15 protein-coding genes are annotated in these 16,446 nt (G+C 54.4%); 6 read left to right on the plus strand and 9 right to left on the minus strand.

The genetic code is table 11. The features are described from left to right. Positions 1-3 precede the first annotated feature (3 nt). Positions 4-1,659 (minus strand): 3-oxosteroid 1-dehydrogenase, encoded by a 1,656-nt coding sequence (kstD, locus tag ACTJIK_RS19110; RefSeq protein WP_440649051.1) that lies wholly within the window; start codon positions 1,657-1,659, stop codon positions 4-6. 53 nt (positions 1,660-1,712) lie between these two features. Next, on the minus strand, positions 1,713-2,216 hold the full coding sequence (locus tag ACTJIK_RS19115; protein ID WP_440649053.1) for a DUF4251 domain-containing protein: 504 nt from the start codon (positions 2,214-2,216) through the stop codon (positions 1,713-1,715). A gap of 164 nt (positions 2,217-2,380) precedes the next feature. Here ACTJIK_RS19115 and ACTJIK_RS19120 point away from each other — a divergent pair, with 164 nt between their 5' ends. Together ACTJIK_RS19120 and dinB are read left to right on the plus strand one after the other, a co-directional pair. Further along, positions 2,381-2,695: a hypothetical protein gene (locus ACTJIK_RS19120; protein WP_440649055.1), complete on the plus strand. Its 315-nt coding sequence runs from the start codon at positions 2,381-2,383 to the stop codon at positions 2,693-2,695. Between the two features lie 45 nt (positions 2,696-2,740). After that, the gene (dinB, locus tag ACTJIK_RS19125; RefSeq protein WP_440649057.1) at positions 2,741-3,817 is read left to right on the plus strand and encodes a DNA polymerase IV; all 1,077 of its coding nucleotides are present in this window, start codon (positions 2,741-2,743) and stop codon (positions 3,815-3,817) included. Positions 3,818-3,888: 71 nt separating this feature from the next. Here the strand turns inward: dinB and ACTJIK_RS19130 are convergent, their stop codons facing one another. Further along, on the minus strand, positions 3,889-5,406 hold the full coding sequence (locus tag ACTJIK_RS19130; RefSeq protein WP_440649059.1) for a S10 family peptidase: 1,518 nt from the start codon (positions 5,404-5,406) through the stop codon (positions 3,889-3,891). Positions 5,407-5,593: 187 nt separating this feature from the next. Between ACTJIK_RS19130 and ACTJIK_RS19135 the strand changes: the two genes are divergently transcribed. Continuing rightward, the gene (locus ACTJIK_RS19135) at positions 5,594-5,941 is read left to right on the plus strand and encodes a hypothetical protein (RefSeq protein ID WP_440649061.1); all 348 of its coding nucleotides are present in this window, start codon (positions 5,594-5,596) and stop codon (positions 5,939-5,941) included. A gap of 180 nt (positions 5,942-6,121) precedes the next feature. Here ACTJIK_RS19135 and ACTJIK_RS19140 read toward each other — a convergent pair whose 3' ends face one another. Genes ACTJIK_RS19140 through ACTJIK_RS19160 form a run of 5 tightly spaced genes read right to left on the minus strand, consistent with a single transcriptional unit; the run spans position 6,122 to position 10,901 of the window. After that, positions 6,122-8,275, minus strand: a complete 2,154-nt coding sequence (locus tag ACTJIK_RS19140; protein ID WP_440649063.1) for a TIM-barrel domain-containing protein — start codon at positions 8,273-8,275, stop codon at positions 6,122-6,124. Between the two features lie 28 nt (positions 8,276-8,303). Further along, a complete protein-coding gene (locus tag ACTJIK_RS19145; protein WP_440649065.1) occupies positions 8,304-9,161 on the minus strand; it encodes a metallophosphoesterase family protein in 858 nt (285 codons plus the stop codon). Between the two features lie 13 nt (positions 9,162-9,174). Next, positions 9,175-9,654, minus strand: coding sequence for a hypothetical protein (locus tag ACTJIK_RS19150; RefSeq protein WP_440649067.1), 480 nt, complete (start codon positions 9,652-9,654; stop codon positions 9,175-9,177). Between the two features lie 14 nt (positions 9,655-9,668). Continuing rightward, a complete protein-coding gene (locus ACTJIK_RS19155; RefSeq protein WP_440649069.1) occupies positions 9,669-10,049 on the minus strand; it encodes an SRPBCC domain-containing protein in 381 nt (126 codons plus the stop codon). 12 nt (positions 10,050-10,061) lie between these two features. After that, a complete protein-coding gene (locus ACTJIK_RS19160) occupies positions 10,062-10,901 on the minus strand; it encodes a CvfB family protein (protein WP_440649071.1) in 840 nt (279 codons plus the stop codon). 189 nt (positions 10,902-11,090) lie between these two features. Between ACTJIK_RS19160 and ACTJIK_RS19165 the strand changes: the two genes are divergently transcribed. Next, on the plus strand, positions 11,091-11,294 hold the full coding sequence (locus tag ACTJIK_RS19165; RefSeq protein WP_346317912.1) for a cold-shock protein: 204 nt from the start codon (positions 11,091-11,093) through the stop codon (positions 11,292-11,294). 212 nt (positions 11,295-11,506) lie between these two features. Here ACTJIK_RS19165 and ACTJIK_RS19170 read toward each other — a convergent pair whose 3' ends face one another. Continuing rightward, positions 11,507-12,253, minus strand: a complete 747-nt coding sequence (locus ACTJIK_RS19170; protein ID WP_440649074.1) for a DUF4846 domain-containing protein — start codon at positions 12,251-12,253, stop codon at positions 11,507-11,509. 145 nt (positions 12,254-12,398) lie between these two features. Here ACTJIK_RS19170 and ACTJIK_RS19175 point away from each other — a divergent pair, with 145 nt between their 5' ends. After that, positions 12,399-13,292, plus strand: coding sequence for a LytR/AlgR family response regulator transcription factor (locus ACTJIK_RS19175; RefSeq protein WP_440649076.1), 894 nt, complete (start codon positions 12,399-12,401; stop codon positions 13,290-13,292). Between the two features lie 392 nt (positions 13,293-13,684). Then, positions 13,685-16,435 (plus strand): TonB-dependent receptor, encoded by a 2,751-nt coding sequence (locus ACTJIK_RS19180; protein ID WP_440649078.1) that lies wholly within the window; start codon positions 13,685-13,687, stop codon positions 16,433-16,435. Positions 16,436-16,446: the final 11 nt, after the last annotated feature.

The raw sequence follows: 16,446 nt of genomic DNA on the forward strand, positions 1-16,446 counted from the left end.
CCGTTATTTCCCCGCCATATGCAATGCCGCGATATAACCGAAGGTCATGGCCGGCCCGATGGTAGCGCCTGCGCCCGCATAACTGCGCCCCATCACTGAAGCGGAATTATTCCCCGCCGCATACAATCCTTCGATCACGGTTCCGTCTGCCCGCAGCACGCGCGCATGAGCGTCTGTAACAAGACCGCCCTTTGTGCCGATGTCTCCCGGCACCATTTCCACCGCGTAGAACGGCGGTTTATCTATCGGTGCCAGGCAGGGATTGGGCGTAATACGCGGATCGCCGTAATAGCGGTCGTAAGCCGATTCGCCGCGGTGAAAATCTTCATCTTCTCCTTGGCGCGCCATTTCGTTGAAACGCCGCAGGGTATTCACGAGGTTCTCTTCCGGCACATTGATGCGGCGTGCCAGCTCATCCACCGTATCCGCTCTGAAAATGATCTTTTCCCTGTAATAGGCTTTAGGAATGCGCTGCCGCGGAAACATGCCCAGGAACAGGTAACGGTTGCGGAAACGCTGGTCCATGATAAAAAAGCAAGGGATATGCTGCACGCCCTGCGCATTGCGGCGGTACATTTCGTGCACCACGTCCACATAAGCGGCCGCTTCGTTGGTGAACCTTTCGCCTGCGTGGTTCACCATGATGGAGCCGGGCTGCGACCGTTCCGCCACACAGAAAAAAGGTTCCGCGCCGGGCGTACGCACGGACGGGCCCCACCAGGCGTCATCCATCAGCGAGAGGGCGGCGCCGGCTGTAATACCCGCCAGGTGGCCGTCTCCCGTATTGCCGGGCGAGCCCTGCGTCCATTCCGTAGTTTCGGGTGCGGGCATGAATTCCCGGCGCATGTGCAGGTTGCGTTCGAAACCGCCGGCAGCCAGCAATACGCCGCGCTTCGCGCGCAGCGCGATCTCTTCCCCGTCCTTTTCCACAACCATACCGGTCACTTTCTCGTTCTCCGTGAGCAGGCGTTTCATGGGCGTATTCAGCCACAGGGGAATGCCTGCTTCCTTCATACTCATGCGCAAACGTGCAGAGAGCGCCTGGCCCAGGCTGAGCATCTTTTTGCCGGTCAGCTTGCTGCCGATGGCGCGGAATATCACTTTGACGGAAGTGCCGAAGCCTTTCCAGGTACGGAAGGCCATGTTCAAACGGTTAAATTCGGCGGAGTTGAAAGAAAGCCCCATTGGTATGGGCACTACAGGCGGGTTCAGCAAAGCAAGGTCTTCTTCGAGCAGGGCACCGTTGAACAACAACGGTTCTATAGTACGGCCTTCCGCAAGCCCGCCGGGCTTTTCAGGGTAGTAGTCCGCATAACCGCGGGCATAAGAAAAACGCATGTATGGCGTGTGCGCCCGGAGGAATGCCAGCATGGCCGGGCCATGATCGAGGAAAGCCTCCTTTTGTGCGGGAGGCACGTCTTCCCCTGCCACGGCATCGAGGTAAGCGCGTGCTTTCTGAGGATCGTCGTGTATGCCTTCCCGTTGGAGCACATAATTGTTCGGCACCCATATCCCGCCGCCTGAGCGGGCGGTGGAGCCGCCATAATATGCGCTCTTTTCCACGATGAGCACCTTCAATCCGTCGTGATGCGCCCTGAGCGCGGCCGTCATGCCTGCTGCTCCCGAACCGGCAATAATTACGTCATATTCTTCTTCCATGTACCTGCATAAGCAATTTTGGTTGGGCGGGATATACAGGACGGGGTGATGGATTACTTTTTGCTTTTACGCGGCCGCCTTTCGGTGATAATGCCATTGTATGAAATAGGCTGGCGATTGGTGCTGGTGACCTGCAGGCTGGCGTACCCGCTTTCGGACACGGTCAGGAAAAACTGTTGCACATCCTGCACGTCCTTCGGTTTGATGGTGATATCCCATCCGCCGTTCCGGCCGGGCTTTTCGTCGTATTCAAACTGTTGTGAAATGAACTGGATGCCGCCTTTGGAAGGGTCCATAGGGGCTGAATAAGCGCGCCCGAAATAAGGCAGGAAAGAATTCACCGTATCGCGGGATACGGTTACATCGTACCCGTCTCCCTGCATCTGCCGCGTGCGGCCGTTCATAGGCAGCACCGTCTGCATCTGGAACACGTAGTTCCTGTCTGCTATCAGCTGCTTCACCTTCCCGGCATCGGCCTGCTGCGCCTGCTGCGAGGTGGCGCAGCGGAAGCCGGCCAGCGCCAAAAGGAATAACGGTATCATTTTCAAGCATTTCATATGCGGGGAATTTACTGTACCAATAAGAAACAAAACGCAGGCCATAAATGTTGACAGCCTTTGCGGGCGTTCACAATCAGCCGCTTGTATTTAATAACGCGAAAACACCGCAGCTTATGATATTTTTATTATATTGTTTAACATATCCTTAAACACCATACACTATGACTCCTCTTACTTTGCTCATGCTCGGCGCTGCCGTTTTTTTCGTAGCCCATGTTTTTTTGCTGTTCACCTCTTTCGGAAAATCCGGCTACAACGGGAAAAGATACCTCTGGTCGCACCTCACACTCTGGATCTGCGGCACCCTGCTTTTCACCGGTGTGAGCGTGTACGCCGGAACAGGAGAATCTCCCATCGCCGACGCGTTTGACACAAGAGTGAAACAAACGCTGATTCCCGTTGTGATACTGGCGCTGTCTGCCGTGGCGCACATTATCGTGAGGCTGTTCGTGATGCCGAAATACCAGGGCCGGTAAAACTCCCTTGCTCCCGCTGCTGCGATTGTTGTGTATATTGCAGGCATGTCCGTCCGCAAGATCATTCATATAGACATGGACGCTTTTTATGCATCAGTGGAGCAGCGGGATAATCCTGAATACCGCGGCAAAGCCATTGCCGTGGGAGGCTCTCCCGAAGGGCGCGGCGGCGTGGTAGCCACCGCCAGTTACGAAGCCCGCAAATACGGCGTACGCTCCGCCATGCCTTCCAAAAGAGCGCTGCAGCTCTGCCCGCATATTATTTTCGTATACCCCCGCTTCGCCGCCTACCGAGAAGTAAGCCAGCAGGTGCGGGCAATATTCCACCGCTACACAGACCTCATAGAACCCCTCTCCCTCGACGAAGCATACCTGGATGTGACGGAAGACAAGCTCAATATCGGTTCCGCCATTGCCATCGCGCAGCAGATCAAGCAGGCCATCCGCGACGAATTGCAGCTCACCGCTTCCGCGGGTGTTTCCGTGAACAAGTTCGTGGCCAAGATCGCGTCTGACATGCAGAAGCCGGACGGGCTCACCTTTATAGCGCCTTCACAGGTGGAATCTTTTATGGAAAACCTGCCGGTGGAAAAATTCTTCGGTGTGGGAAAAGTAACGGCGGACAAAATGAAACGCATGAACCTGCACACCGGCGCGGACCTGAAGAAGCTCAGGGAAGATGACCTGGTTCAGCATTTCGGGAAAACAGGCCGGTTCTATTACAGGATCGTACGGGGGGAAGACGACCGGCCGGTGCAGCCGCACCGCGAAACGAAGTCTGTGGGCGCGGAAGACACCTTCCCGCACGATCTCACCACCCTCGAAGAAATGTACCCGGAGCTGGATAAAATAGCCCTGACCGTTGCCAACCGCCTTCAGAAATATCAGCTAAAAGGCAGGACCGTAACCCTCAAGATCAAGTACAGCGACTTCAGGCAGATCACCCGCAACCAGTCTCTCCCGCAGGGCATCAACGACCTTGAAACCATTGTTGCCACCGCCAGGCAGCTGCTGGTAAAGACCGACCCGGCGGATGTGAAGATCAGGCTGCTGGGGATCACGCTTTCCAATTTCGGGGAAGAAAAACCTGCCACAGGAACGGCACAGTTGACGTTGTTTTAAATGCCGCGCCTGAAAATAAAAAACGCCGGGAATCAGCATTCCCGGCGTTTTTATGTATACTAAAGCGATGATCAGTATTTCGCAGACTGTCCTGCTTTCGGAATGGATTTGAGGATGAATTCGCGCAGGTGCTCGTTGCTGGTGGCCAGATCGTCTTTACGCAGGTACATCATATGCCCGCTGCGATAGCCTTCCCAGGAGAGGCGGTCTTTCAGCTTGCCGCTGGGGTCCAGCTGCCACATGCTGTATTTCGCGTTGAAATAATCGCAGGCGCCGTCGTAATAACCGCTCTGGAAAAGCACGTGCAGGAAAGGGTTCTGCGCCATGGCCTGCCGCAGGTTTTCGCCGGTGCGGTTGCCGTCGTTGTCCCAGGGGAATACGGGGCCGAACATGTAATATTTCAGGTCCGTCTTGTATTTCAGCTCTTCGCGGAGGTACATGTTGATGGCAGGCGTGAAAGAATGCAGCCATGAAGTAAGCTCCGCATTGAAGTCCACTCTTTCGCCGCCGTCCCTGCGGTCGATGCCCAGGTAACGCGAATCCAGCCGGCCCACGGTATAGCCGCGGTCGCGGAGCAGCTCTTTCCAGAACAGGTTGGTGGAGATATCGAGATTGTTCTGCAACACCACTTTTTCCGGGAGGCCGGAATAGCGGGCCACTTTGGCGGCTATTTCCTTTTTCTTCGCATCGCTGATGAAACCGCCTTCCGTCAATGCGGGCAGGTATTCCTTGATGGTGAAGGTTTCCACTTCGGGCAGCATGGCCGTGAGGTCTTTCGCCTGGAGGTCGGAGGCCAGCGCTTTATGATACCATGCGGTAGCCGCGTAATAAGGCAGCCGCAAAGCCGCTTCGGCAGGGCCACTGCGCTCGATGCCCAGCTCCGTGGGCGATACCAGCACCACGCCGTTCACGTAGATCCATTGCGAGTTCATCAGTTCCAGCGCAAGCCCCGAAACGCGGGTGGTGCCATAGCTTTCGCCCACGAGGTATTTGGGAGAAGCCCAGCGCTTGTAACGGGTAACGAAAGTGCCGATCCATTCGGCCAGGTATTTAATGTCCTGGCTCACGCCGAAGAATTTGGAGCCCTGCACGTCCTTGCCGGCGGTGCGGGAGAAGCCGGTATTCACCGGGTCCACATACACGATGTCCGCCACATCGAGAATGGAATGCGGGTTGTCTTTGAGGCCATACGGCTGCACGGGGTAACCTTCGTCGTCTATCTTCAGCACACGGGGACCGGTGTACCCGATCTGCATCCAAACGGAAGCTGTGCCGGGGCCGCCGTTGAAGGAGAATACCAGGGGGCGCGAAGGCTGGTCCGCCACGCCTGTTCTTTCAAAATAAGTATAAAAAACACCGGCGATGGTTTTGCCCTCATCGTCCCATACAGGCAGGGAGCCGGCAGTTACTTTGTAGGGAACGCGCTGGCCTTTGATGGTCACTTCGTGGCTGGTAGTAACAGCAGCATCGATCTTCAGCGCGCGGACGGCGCTGGACTGGCTGTAGAATTTTCCATCTGAAGTATCGGATTTTTGGGCATATAGGCTGGTGCAGCTAAGCAGGATCGCTGCGGTAAATATGTTTCTCATGTTTTAAACATATCAATAAAAATTAAATCCGCATAAAATTTATGATATGGTGAAAAATCACTCCATTATATGAGACATATTATTAAATATTCTATCCACATTAATTTTCATCACAAATCATATAAAACCCCATTAAAACAAAAATATTTATTAAAAAACATGAATTTAGATCATTATTTTGGGTGTCATGAAAGCATTACTCCTACTTTTAGCCATCAACACCTCAGATTCAACTGTTAAAAAACAGCGCCCTTTTACCGCCGGGCTCGAAGGCGCCGCCGCGGTAACCGTAGGCAACAACATCGTGACCGTAAACGTCGGAGGCCCCTGCCTCCGGCTGAGGCTAACCCCCAAATGGGCGGTTGGCGTAGCGGCGGTACCCTCGTTGTTCATCTTTAAGGGCAAAGCCGAGCCTAAACTGGGTCTCACCCCAAGACTGGATTACGGCAAATGGCAATTGCAGGCTCCCGGCTTCTACATGGCCAAAAGCGAAAAATGGGCCTGGACCTTCGGCCTGGGGTACAAGTTCCTGTAACCCGAATTAAATTCCCACAAAACGTTATGGAGGAGTATACAAAAACGGGAACGGCATTCCGCCGCGCCTGTAAAGGATATCCTTTTGCCCTTGCATAGCCCTGTGAAGGGATACGCATAAATGGACAAAAAAAGGGCGCAGCTTACATGCGGCGCCCGTAGGGATATTCTTTACTATAGCTTACTTCGTCATAAACGTCCAGGTCACATTTTTCCGGTAACCGAAAGGCTTGCCTGCCTGCGGCTTGCCCATCGTGCCTTTGCCTGCTTCTGCCTTTAGCGTTACGCGGCTGAACGCGCCTTTCTCAAAATCGAAGGTCAGGCCATCGTCGTCGTACAGCTCAAACGAACCGGCAGCGGTACCATATACGCGCACTTCCAGCGGCAGCACCTCTCCTGCTTTGGGAGCCTGCCTGCGCGCGGGTATCATCGGGATGAGGCCGCCATCGCGAACATACAGCGGGATCTTGTCCAGCTCGGCGGTTACGGTGATCACCTGGTCTTCGCCTGCCAGCTTACCGGTATAGAAATCATACCATTTGCCTTTGGGCAGGTATACCTTACGGCTTTTTTGCTCCGCGAAGAAAGGCGCCACGATGAGGTTGTCCCCCATCATATACTGGTCTTTCAGATCGGAGCGGGTTTTGGCTTCGTAAGGGTTGAGCGTGGCGTCCAGCTTGCCGCCGGAAACCTGCGGGGTATAAGCAAAGCCGTCCACGAGGTTCATGGAACGGAAAGGCGGTTTCCCTTCAAAATGATACTGCGCGAAGGTGGAATAAAGGTAAGGCAGCAGGCGCATACGCAGCATGGCTACGTCCTGCACGGCTTTTTCCACTTCGGGGAACGACCAGGGTTTGGTACCGTCCGCCCAGGCGTTCAGCATGGCCATGGGTGAAAAACAAACGCTTTGCATCCTTCTCACCCATTCCTCCGCGCTCTTGGAAGCACGTACCTCGGGCGTCCACAGCACGCCAATGAAGCTGCTGTTCACCAGCGCGGTGATAAAATCGGGATGGGAATAATAATCGTTATAGATCACGTAGGGGAAATTGCTGGCCCCGGCATTGGAAGCCCTTACCAGCCCGTATGTGCGGCGGTTCTGCTCGCGGAACCATTCGTCCGTCATCTTCTGCATGGCCAGGCCGTATACCTGGCGCATCTGCTCCGCCGTGGTGCCTGACGGGAAGGTAGCTACATCGGGCCAGAGCCATTTGTCGTACCCGTCGTTCTCGTCCATTTTATAGCCACTAACGCCAAGGGATATATGATTTTTAATGAAATGGTCCTTAAACGCCTGCCGCGCTTCCGGCAGCGTGAAATCCGCCACCAGCCCGTTCCACACGGTATGGGTGCCGGAGAGCGGTTTTACTTTCGGGTACAACGAGCTTTTGGGCGACACATAGGGGTTCAGCCAGAGGTTGGCGCGCACGCCTTTGGCCATCAGCCCGTCTATGAACCCTTTGGGATCGGGGAAACGTTTGCTGTCCCACTCGAATGTACAGGGGTATGCCATGGAATGCCAGCCCGGCTCCACGCCGATATAGTCCAGCGGGAAGTTGTGCGCTTCAAACTCGGAAGCTTCGCGGAGGATGTCCGTTTGTGAATAGAGCGTAGGTACCCTTTGCGTGAAACCCAGGCCCCACTTGGGCGGAAGGTACCCGCCTCCGTTGAACAGGTTGTAGCGCTGCACGGCGTTCATGGCGGTAGGGCCGCCGAAGATGTAAATGTCCGCCCCCGCCGCAGGCACGAGTATTTCCACCGCATCGGAATAAGGCTGTGAATCCCAGTCTTTGTTGCCATTGCGGTCGTGCAGCACGGGCGGATTTTTGGTATCTACGCGTACAGCGGTACCGGCGTATACCGTAAGGTAACGCGCCGCATCCACCAGGATGCCGTAGCCGCGGCTGGATACATAAAAAGGAACGGGCGCGTGGGTGCGTCCGTCATCTTTCCCGCCGTAGTGGTCCATATGCAGCTGGCTTACCCGGCCGCGCTGGTTGACGGTCTTGAAATTCAGGCCCAGGCCGAAGACCTGCTCTTCCCTTTCCAGGGGAAAACGGAGGTACACTTTCCCGTCTGCGTAAGTAACGGCAATGTCTGCTTCCGGCAGCGGGAACTTTGCGGCCGGAAGGGCCTGTAAGGAGGATTTGCTGGCTTTGTTGTCAGCCACGCTCAGGAGGGTCACCTTTTCAGGCTGGCCGGCAGTGGCTTTCCAGATGCCGGGCTCTATCTCCTTCCATTGTAATTGCGCCTGTGCGCCTGCGCTGAGCGGCAGGCATATGAGCAAGAGGCGGAGTATGCGCATGTTATTCATATCGTGGAAACTTCTGCGCATAAGGTATAAAGGAATTCCTTTACACTCTTTATTTTGTCAAAATTGAGGCAGTTTCCGATAAAATATTACTGTTCACAGGCTCTTTCTGCTCGGGGTTCACCTGGTAACAAAGCACTTCCCCGTCTTCCAGCACCTCCACGATGCGGTAACCGTAATAAGGCGTGCCCCAGCTGCCGGCAATGTGGCTGTCGAAGAAGTAATGTTTGCCGTTCTTTTCCTTCATCCCGTCTTCCGCATGATCGTGGCCATGGAACACGGCTTTCAGGTTCTTCTGTCTGGAGAACATCTCTACCAGCTCAGGACAGTCGATCCCGTGCTCCGTCCATTTCACGGGCGTGATGTGCATGATCACGAACAGGTGTTTTTTTCCTGCGTACATCTCCAGCCTGGCTTTGGTCCAGGCCAGGTCCGGACAGATATATTTCCCTTCCACATCCGCGGTATTCAGCACAATGAACCCGGAATCGCCTTTTTCGAAATCGTGGTGCCAGGCCGTGCCGAAGGTTTTGAGCCATTCCGGTTCGGCAATCTTGTCGTGGTTGCCGTGAGACACCACATAAGGCATAGCCAGCTTGTCCCAGGCAGATTTTACATCGGGGAGGAATTTGGCGTCGTCGTGAAAGAGGTCGCCGTTGATCACCGCCATATCCAGCCCGCGGCCTTTTTTCTCCTTGTTCAGCCACTTCACCATCCGCTGGTGGTTTTCGTAGTAGGTGGTTTTAGGCTGGCCGTAATGCCCGTCTGAGGCGAGCGCAAAACGAAGCTTCACCTTTTTGCGGGAAGGCAGGGTGAAACCTGCGGGGGTAAAGGATTGCAGGGTGTTGCCTGCGCCGATGAGCACGATGCCCTTCAGGGTCATCTCAAGGAAGTGTCTGCGGGAGATCATACGTTGTTGTAGATTAAATATAAGTTAAGGCGTCCAGCTGCTTGCGGTAATCGAACTGCAGGTCTTCGTGCTGGCTTTCGATCGCTTTTTCGATCTTGCGCAGCTGCTGCTGGTAAAGATTGGCCAGCTGTACGCTGGCGCCGATCTTAAGGCCGCTGCGGCGCATTTTCTGGCAGAAGAACAGCAGGAGTTCCGTTTCAGCCTGTTTAGACCCGGTAAATCTAATATGTTTGTTCGTGATCCGGAGAATTTTCCGCAAAGTTTTCTTTGAATGGTACAGGTGGGTGGTGGAAAGGGAGTCGAATTCCAGCGCGATGAATTCTTTAACGGAAGCAATATACCCGTCCAGGCTGTGGGCTTCGAACAAGAGGTAGGTGAGCAGTTCCTTGCTTTCCTTCTTGTATTTGGCCAGCCGCAGGCAAAGTTCCACCAGCTGCGCATGCGGCACGGTTCCCAGCTCTTTCTTTAATTCGTTGATGGTAGCTGTTCGCATCTTTATCCGGTCTTCTATTCTTCGTAAAAATCGATGAGTGAGCCGAAATACGCATCGCGCCAGCCTTCCACGATATCATCATAATCTTCGTCGGGAATGTTGCTGTGCTTCAGCTCGGCGGAAGTGCCTTTTTTGTGCGGATGCAGGATGATGGTAACGATGGAAGGCGTTTCCTGTTCCCCGAAATACCATTCCTGCACGATCTTCCGGCCTTCTTCGAATTCCAGGTTGCGGCCCGCGATGCTGCCGTCCCAGAGGGAGAATTCAGAACCGGGCTCGGTGCTCATATCGACTTTATCGCCCGTCCACAGCTGGATGGTGGGCGCATAGGTGAGCGCGCGGTACACGTCTTCAGGGGCGGCGGGTATAATAAAATGTTGCTTGAAATCTTTCATACTGGACAATTGTTATGCGCCTTCCAGCAGCTGGATGCCGGTTTTGGTGAAAGCGATCTTTTGCTGTTTGTATAAGCTGCCGGTGGTCATTTTAAAGGTCTTTTTACTCATGCCGAAAAAGGCGTAGATCTCTTCTGGATCAGACTTGTCGTGGTAAGGCAGGTACCCGTCGTTCTCCTGTAGCAGGCGCAGGATCTTCTCCGCTTCGTCCTCCACTTTTTTGTACCCGCTCTGCCCCGGCACCACGTCGACCAGGTTGCCTTCCTTGATGGCTTTGATGAAACCTTTGAAGCGGTCGCCGATGTCCATAGGCCTGAACTGGTCGCTGTAATGCAGCACGCCGGTATGCAGGTTGTTGATAATGGTCACGAAGCCGATATCTGTGCGGCGGTAGATCACCAGGTCCACCACATCTTTTTCTTTTACGGTGAGGTTCTCGTTGCTGAGATAAGGATCGATCTTTTCCGTGGCGGCTACACGGCCGGTAAGCTCGTCCAGGTATATCCTGACGAGATATTCCTGCCCTTTCACCATTTTGGAGAGCTGCTGCGATTTGGGCACGAAGAGGTCCTTCACCAGGCCCCAGTCCAGGAAGGCCCCCTGGTCGGTAGCATCCACCGCTTTGAGGTTCACTATATCGCCTACAACGCCAAACGGCTTGTCCGTAGTGGCAATGAGACGGTTCTCGGAATCGTGGTAGAGGAATACCTCCAGTTCATCGCCGGGTTTGGCGCCGCGGGGAACATATCTTTTGGGAAGCAGTATTTCCTGGCCGTCGCCGCCGTCGAGATAAACGCCGAAGTCCGTTTCTTTTTTGATCTTTAGCGTGTTGTATTCTCCTGTTCTGGTCATTATTTTATGTATAACTTGCGCAAAGGTACAATAAAATAAATGGGGTGCGGAGCGTGCAAAACAACACATATGTTTATTTATGAATCCGTAAATCATTACTCAGCAGTCATGACGAGTTATTATTGTAATTATTAGGTGTAACAGATTATTAATCATACCTTCGTAGCCATTTATTTTTAATTTTTACACATGGAACAAAAATTCACCGGAACTGTAAAGTTCTTCAATGAAACCAAAGGTTTTGGTTTTATTAAACACGACGAGTCTTCTAAAGAGACCTTCGTTCACGTTAACGGTCTCATTCATGAGATCCAGCAAGATGACCGCGTAGAGTTTGAACTGCAGGAAGGAAGAAAGGGCATGAATGCTGTTAATGTAAAACGCATCGATTAAGCTTGCTTAATATATCGTTTACCGGCCGGTCTGAATGACCGGCCTTTTTTTTGCCCGAAAATCCGCGCAAATCCGTCATTGTGAGGACCAGCAGCACTTAAGTCGGGCGACGAAGCAATCTCCTGCATTGAATTGAAATGACGCAATGTCTGGAGATTGCTTCACCGCACCGCCGCACAATTCCCCCGCTGCTCCTCGCAATGACGGGTTTTTTATTTAAATGACTTCAGCGAACCGGCCGGAAAATCCCACTCCGGCGTCTGCAATGCCTGCCGTGGTTTGTTGTGATACCATGGCGTGGCGGATGCAGGGTTCTTCAGGATATGGATATCCTGCGCGGGCATATAACTCTGCGCCAGCAAAAAGATCCTATCCCCTTTACTGTTCTGCGCCACGTCCATCACGATCACCGCATGCCCGGGAGAGCCGCCCTGGATGAATACATCGCCGGGATTGACTTCATTCCCTGCGGGTTGCAGCTCGCGCTGGAGAGACAGCGTGCCGGCATAAGAAAATACAGTTTGCAGATATTGTTCGAAACATGCGCGGGTATTGCAGGGCGGCGCGCTGCGTTTGCGTGCGAGGCGGCTGCCGGATAACACGAAGCGGTCTCCCTTGCGCCAGCCTTCATAATCCATCAGCGTGCCGTCTGTAGCACGGAAAGCGATGCGGTCATATTGCGCATGCGCGTAGCGGTATTCCGCATAGAGGCGCATCACTGCATCGGCGCATTGCTGGAGGTCGCGCTGGCCGACAGACACGTCGAGCACTGCGTATTGCGCGGCCTGGTTGGCTTTGGGGCGGCCGTTGAAAAGATAGACCGTATTGCCGGGTTTGAGCGGTACGCTTCGCAGCCATTCGCCGAAAGAGCCTTCTGGCTGGGGAATGCGCTGGTAGCCTTGCGGAAGGGCGATACCGCCCGTGGTGAGGGTGATAACGAACAGTGCGGTGAGGAACATGGCGGAACTTTTTTTTGGAGATGCGGAGGCGGGGAAAATCCATAAAAAAAATAACGCTGACGCATAAACTCAGCCGCGTAATGGAGCACAGCCGGCTTTCCAAATTCAAAAAAGAATTCTACCTTAAGACTACAATCCACGGCACATGAAAAATACGCTCACTATTCCTTTGAACGGCAACGCGGCTTTACCGGGATGGCTCAATGCCCCCTTCCAGCTGCTGGACCCTGTGGGGAACAGGTTTTTCCTGATCCTGTTCTGCGGGGTCTTCAGTTTTCTTTTCATGTACATCTTCTCCCCTTTTAATATGAACCAGTGGTATGAAGGCGGGCCGCAGTCTGTGGCAGGCGTGTTCTGCGCTTTTTCCCTCAGCGGCATCGCGGGCATGACCCTTTCCCAGTTCGGGCTGATCAGGCTGAAAGGGAAAAGGCCGCTCAGGCATTGGCAGTTCCTGGCCTGGTTCACCGGCGAGGTGATGCTGGTAGCGCTGATCGTGAACATCGTGAACGTGAGCATGCATGATTACCTGGAATATTCCTGGCCGGAGTATACCGATACTTTAAAATACGGCTTCGGGGTGATGGCCCTGCCCTACTCCATGGCCTTGCTATGGTTCCAGGGCCGGGCTGTTGCGGGGAGGCTGAAACGCATCGCACAAATGCCCGCCGCCATACCGCCCGCAGCGCCGGAAGAACTGCATATCCGCGACGAATACGGCAAGCTGGCCATGACGCTTTGCCCTTCCAACCTGCTGCTGCTGAAAGCCGAGGATAATTACGTGCATGTTTATTACCGCAACGGCGGCGCAGTAAAAAAAGAACTGATCCGCAGCTCCCTCAAAAAGCTGGAGCCGCAGCTTTCCGGGCATGGTTTCACCCGGGCGCACCGTTCGTACCTGGTGAACCTTTCCAAAGTGCTTTTATTCAAAAAACATACGAAAGGGCACTTCCTGGTAATGGAAGGGATCGATGAGGTGAGCGTGCCGGTATCCGGTTCTTACCTGTCTGAATTCTTGCAGCGTTTTGTTCCGGCGGATTAGCTCCTGGCTAACTCCTGCTGTATCAGAGCCGCCTCAGACCCGTATCACACCCGTAGCAACCCCGACTCAAAGCCATATCAAACCCGTGGATAAAGGCACTTTAAGGCGTTGTATATCACTTCTGATACCGGTTTGTATCACTTTTGATACAAGGTTGTATTACTGCTGATACCGAGCTGTATCACTTCTGATACAGGGTGGGTAGAAGCGATACGATATAATCAGCCGTCACAACCGCTCTTATCCGGCAACTGTATCATCAGGCTCACCCCGGGCGCATCATTTCACCCCGCAATCACCCCTCTTCACCCCGAAGCGGCTGCTCCCCGTCCCGCCGCAGCACCCTTTTTACTAATATCGCTGCTACCATTCCAACCAAAATGACCCTGACTATGACCAAACTGATGCTACTGACCATACTCGGACTGTTCACCGGGCTCGCCGGCCTGGACGCGCAGCATGTGATCTCCGGCCATGTGCGCAACAGCGCCACCGGCGAAGCAGTGCCCGCCGTGTCCATTAAAGCGAAGAACACCCCTTACGGCGATTATACCAACGACCAGGGGAATTTCCGCTTCACCCTCCACGCCGCACTGCCCGTTACACTCGTCGTTTCCTCCATCGGGTACGCTTCAAAGGAAATAGAAGTGACCGCTACGGGGCCGCTGAACATTACGCTGGACCCCGCCAGCATCCTGGGCAACGAAGTGGTCGTATCCGCCAGCCGGCAGCTGCAGCGCAAGATCGAGTCGCCGGTCACCATTGAAAGGATCGACAACAAAGACATCATCAACTCCGCGCAGACCAATTATTATAACATGCTCCAGGGGCTGAAGGGCGTAGACATCACCACGTCCAGCCTCACCTTCACCACCGTTACCACCCGCGGGTTCAATACCAGCGGCAATACCAACTTCACACAAATCGTAGACGGGATGGACAACCAGGCGCCCGGGCTCAATTTCCCGCTGGGGGCTTCCATCGGGCTTACCGAGCTGGATGTGGACAACCTGGAAGTGCTTTCCGGCGCATCCTCCGCCCTGTACGGCTCCCGCGGGCTGAACGGCACGCTGGTAATGACCGGCAAGGACCCGTTCAAATACCAGGGCCTCAGCTTCCAGGTCACCCAGGGCGTGAACCACGTAAAAAAAGGAGCAGGCAACGACCCCATGGGCCCTTCCCCTTATTACGACTGGACCCTGCGCTGGGCGTACAAAGTGAACGACAAATTCGCCTTCAAGATCAACGCGCAATACACCCTCGCCAAAGACTGGCTGGCCGCCGATACCAGCAACACCAACGGGCCCGGCACAAAGTATACCGACCCGAACTATAACGGCGTGAATTCCTACGGCAGCAAAACTTCCGTAGACATCAATCCTTTCCTCCAAGCTGCCCTCGCGCAGGACCCTTCGCTGGCGCCCATTATAGACCCGCTGCTGGCCAAACCCTCCAACTACGTGGCCCGCACCGGCTACCCCGAATACGGTTACCTCAGCAACGAAGCCAAACTCCTGAAGCTCAACGCTGAAGTGCGCTACAAGATCCGGCCGCGGCTGGAAGCCATCGTATCCGGCACTTACGGCAGCGGCAACGCCGTATACAGCAATGATACCCGTTACGCCCTCACCGGCTACAAGATCAGCCAGTACCGCGCCGAACTGAGGAGCGAACAATGGTTCCTCCGCGCCTATACCTCCAAAGAAAACTCCGGCAACACCATCATTGCCAGCCCCACCATGCAGCTGCTGAACGAAGCCTGGAAACCCAGCTTCAACCCCGCTACCATGGACGGCTGGTACCCGCAATACACCGGCGCCCTGCTGCAGGCCCTGGCCACAGGCAGCAGTCCTGACGATGCCCACTGGGCCGCCCGCCAGTTTGCCGACCAGGGAAGGCCCGACGCCGGCAGCGCGGCATTCAACCGGCTGAAAGACAGCATTGCCGGCCTGCCCACCTCCCGGGGCGGCACCCTTTTCCTGGACCGGAGCAGGCTTTACAACACGGAGTTCCAATACAATTTCACGAAGCTCATTCCATGGGTGGAACTGATCGCCGGGCTCAACTACCGCCTCTACCGCCTCGACTCCAAAGGCACTTTGTTCCCCGATAAAAACGGGCCGATAGACGTGGCGGAATACAGTGGCTATGCACACCTGTCCAAAAAGCTGATCGGAAACAAACTGAAGCTGGGAGCGGCTTTCCGGTACGATAAGAATACCCTCTTTGATAAGCCCCGCATCACTACCCGCGCATCCGCCGTGCAGGAGATCGCGAAAGAACATTTCCTGCGTTTCTCCTACCAGAACGCCTACAGCTTTCCTTCCAACATCCAGAGCCTGCAAAGCACGCTGGTGGATTACAATTCCTACGCCTCCGGCGGTTCCGCCAGGCTGCTGTACGGCGAATACCAGTTCGACCAGTACCCGCCCTACCTGCTGAACAGCGTAACGGAATACCAGCAGACCAACGACCCGTCGAAGCTGGAGCGGTTCAATCCCAGGGACATCAAGCCGCAGAGCGTGGATGCGTTCGAGCTCGGATATTCCGGCCTGTTCGCCCGTTGCGTGCTGGTGGACGTGCTGGGATATTATTCTACCTGGAAAAATTTCATCGGGTACGTGAATGTGGCCAATACGCCGGGGACAGACGACATTACGGCGTTCAAAGAGCGCAGTAAATATATTTCCTATAATATTGCATATAACGGCGCGGAAAAGGTAAATACGTACGGCTATGCCGCCAGCCTGAGCGTGGACCTGAGCCGCAATTTCATGGCGAAAGCCAACTTCTCTTCGGATTTCCTCAGGAACAGGAACAACAGCCAGATCAATAATTTCAACACTCCCAACTGGAAATTCAACCTTGAATTCGGCAATACCGGGTTCGGCAAACAACAGGCGTTCTCCTTCAATACCAGCCTCCGTTACCGCCCGGCGTACTTCTACTCCATCGGTTTCGCGAGCGGCACGATAGACGCCAATGTAGTGCTGGATGCACAGGTTAGTTATAAATTGACAAAGGCCCGCTCCAGGATCAAGATAGGCGCCACGAACCTGACGAATAAATACTACTACACCGGCTTTGGCAGTCCTGGCATTGGCGGGGTCTATTACGCAACATTCGCTTACAACGTTTTTTAAAAACATACCAC

Source organism: Chitinophaga sp. 22620 (assembly GCF_052044405.1).
Taxonomy (GTDB): Bacteria; Bacteroidota; Bacteroidia; order Chitinophagales; family Chitinophagaceae; genus Chitinophaga.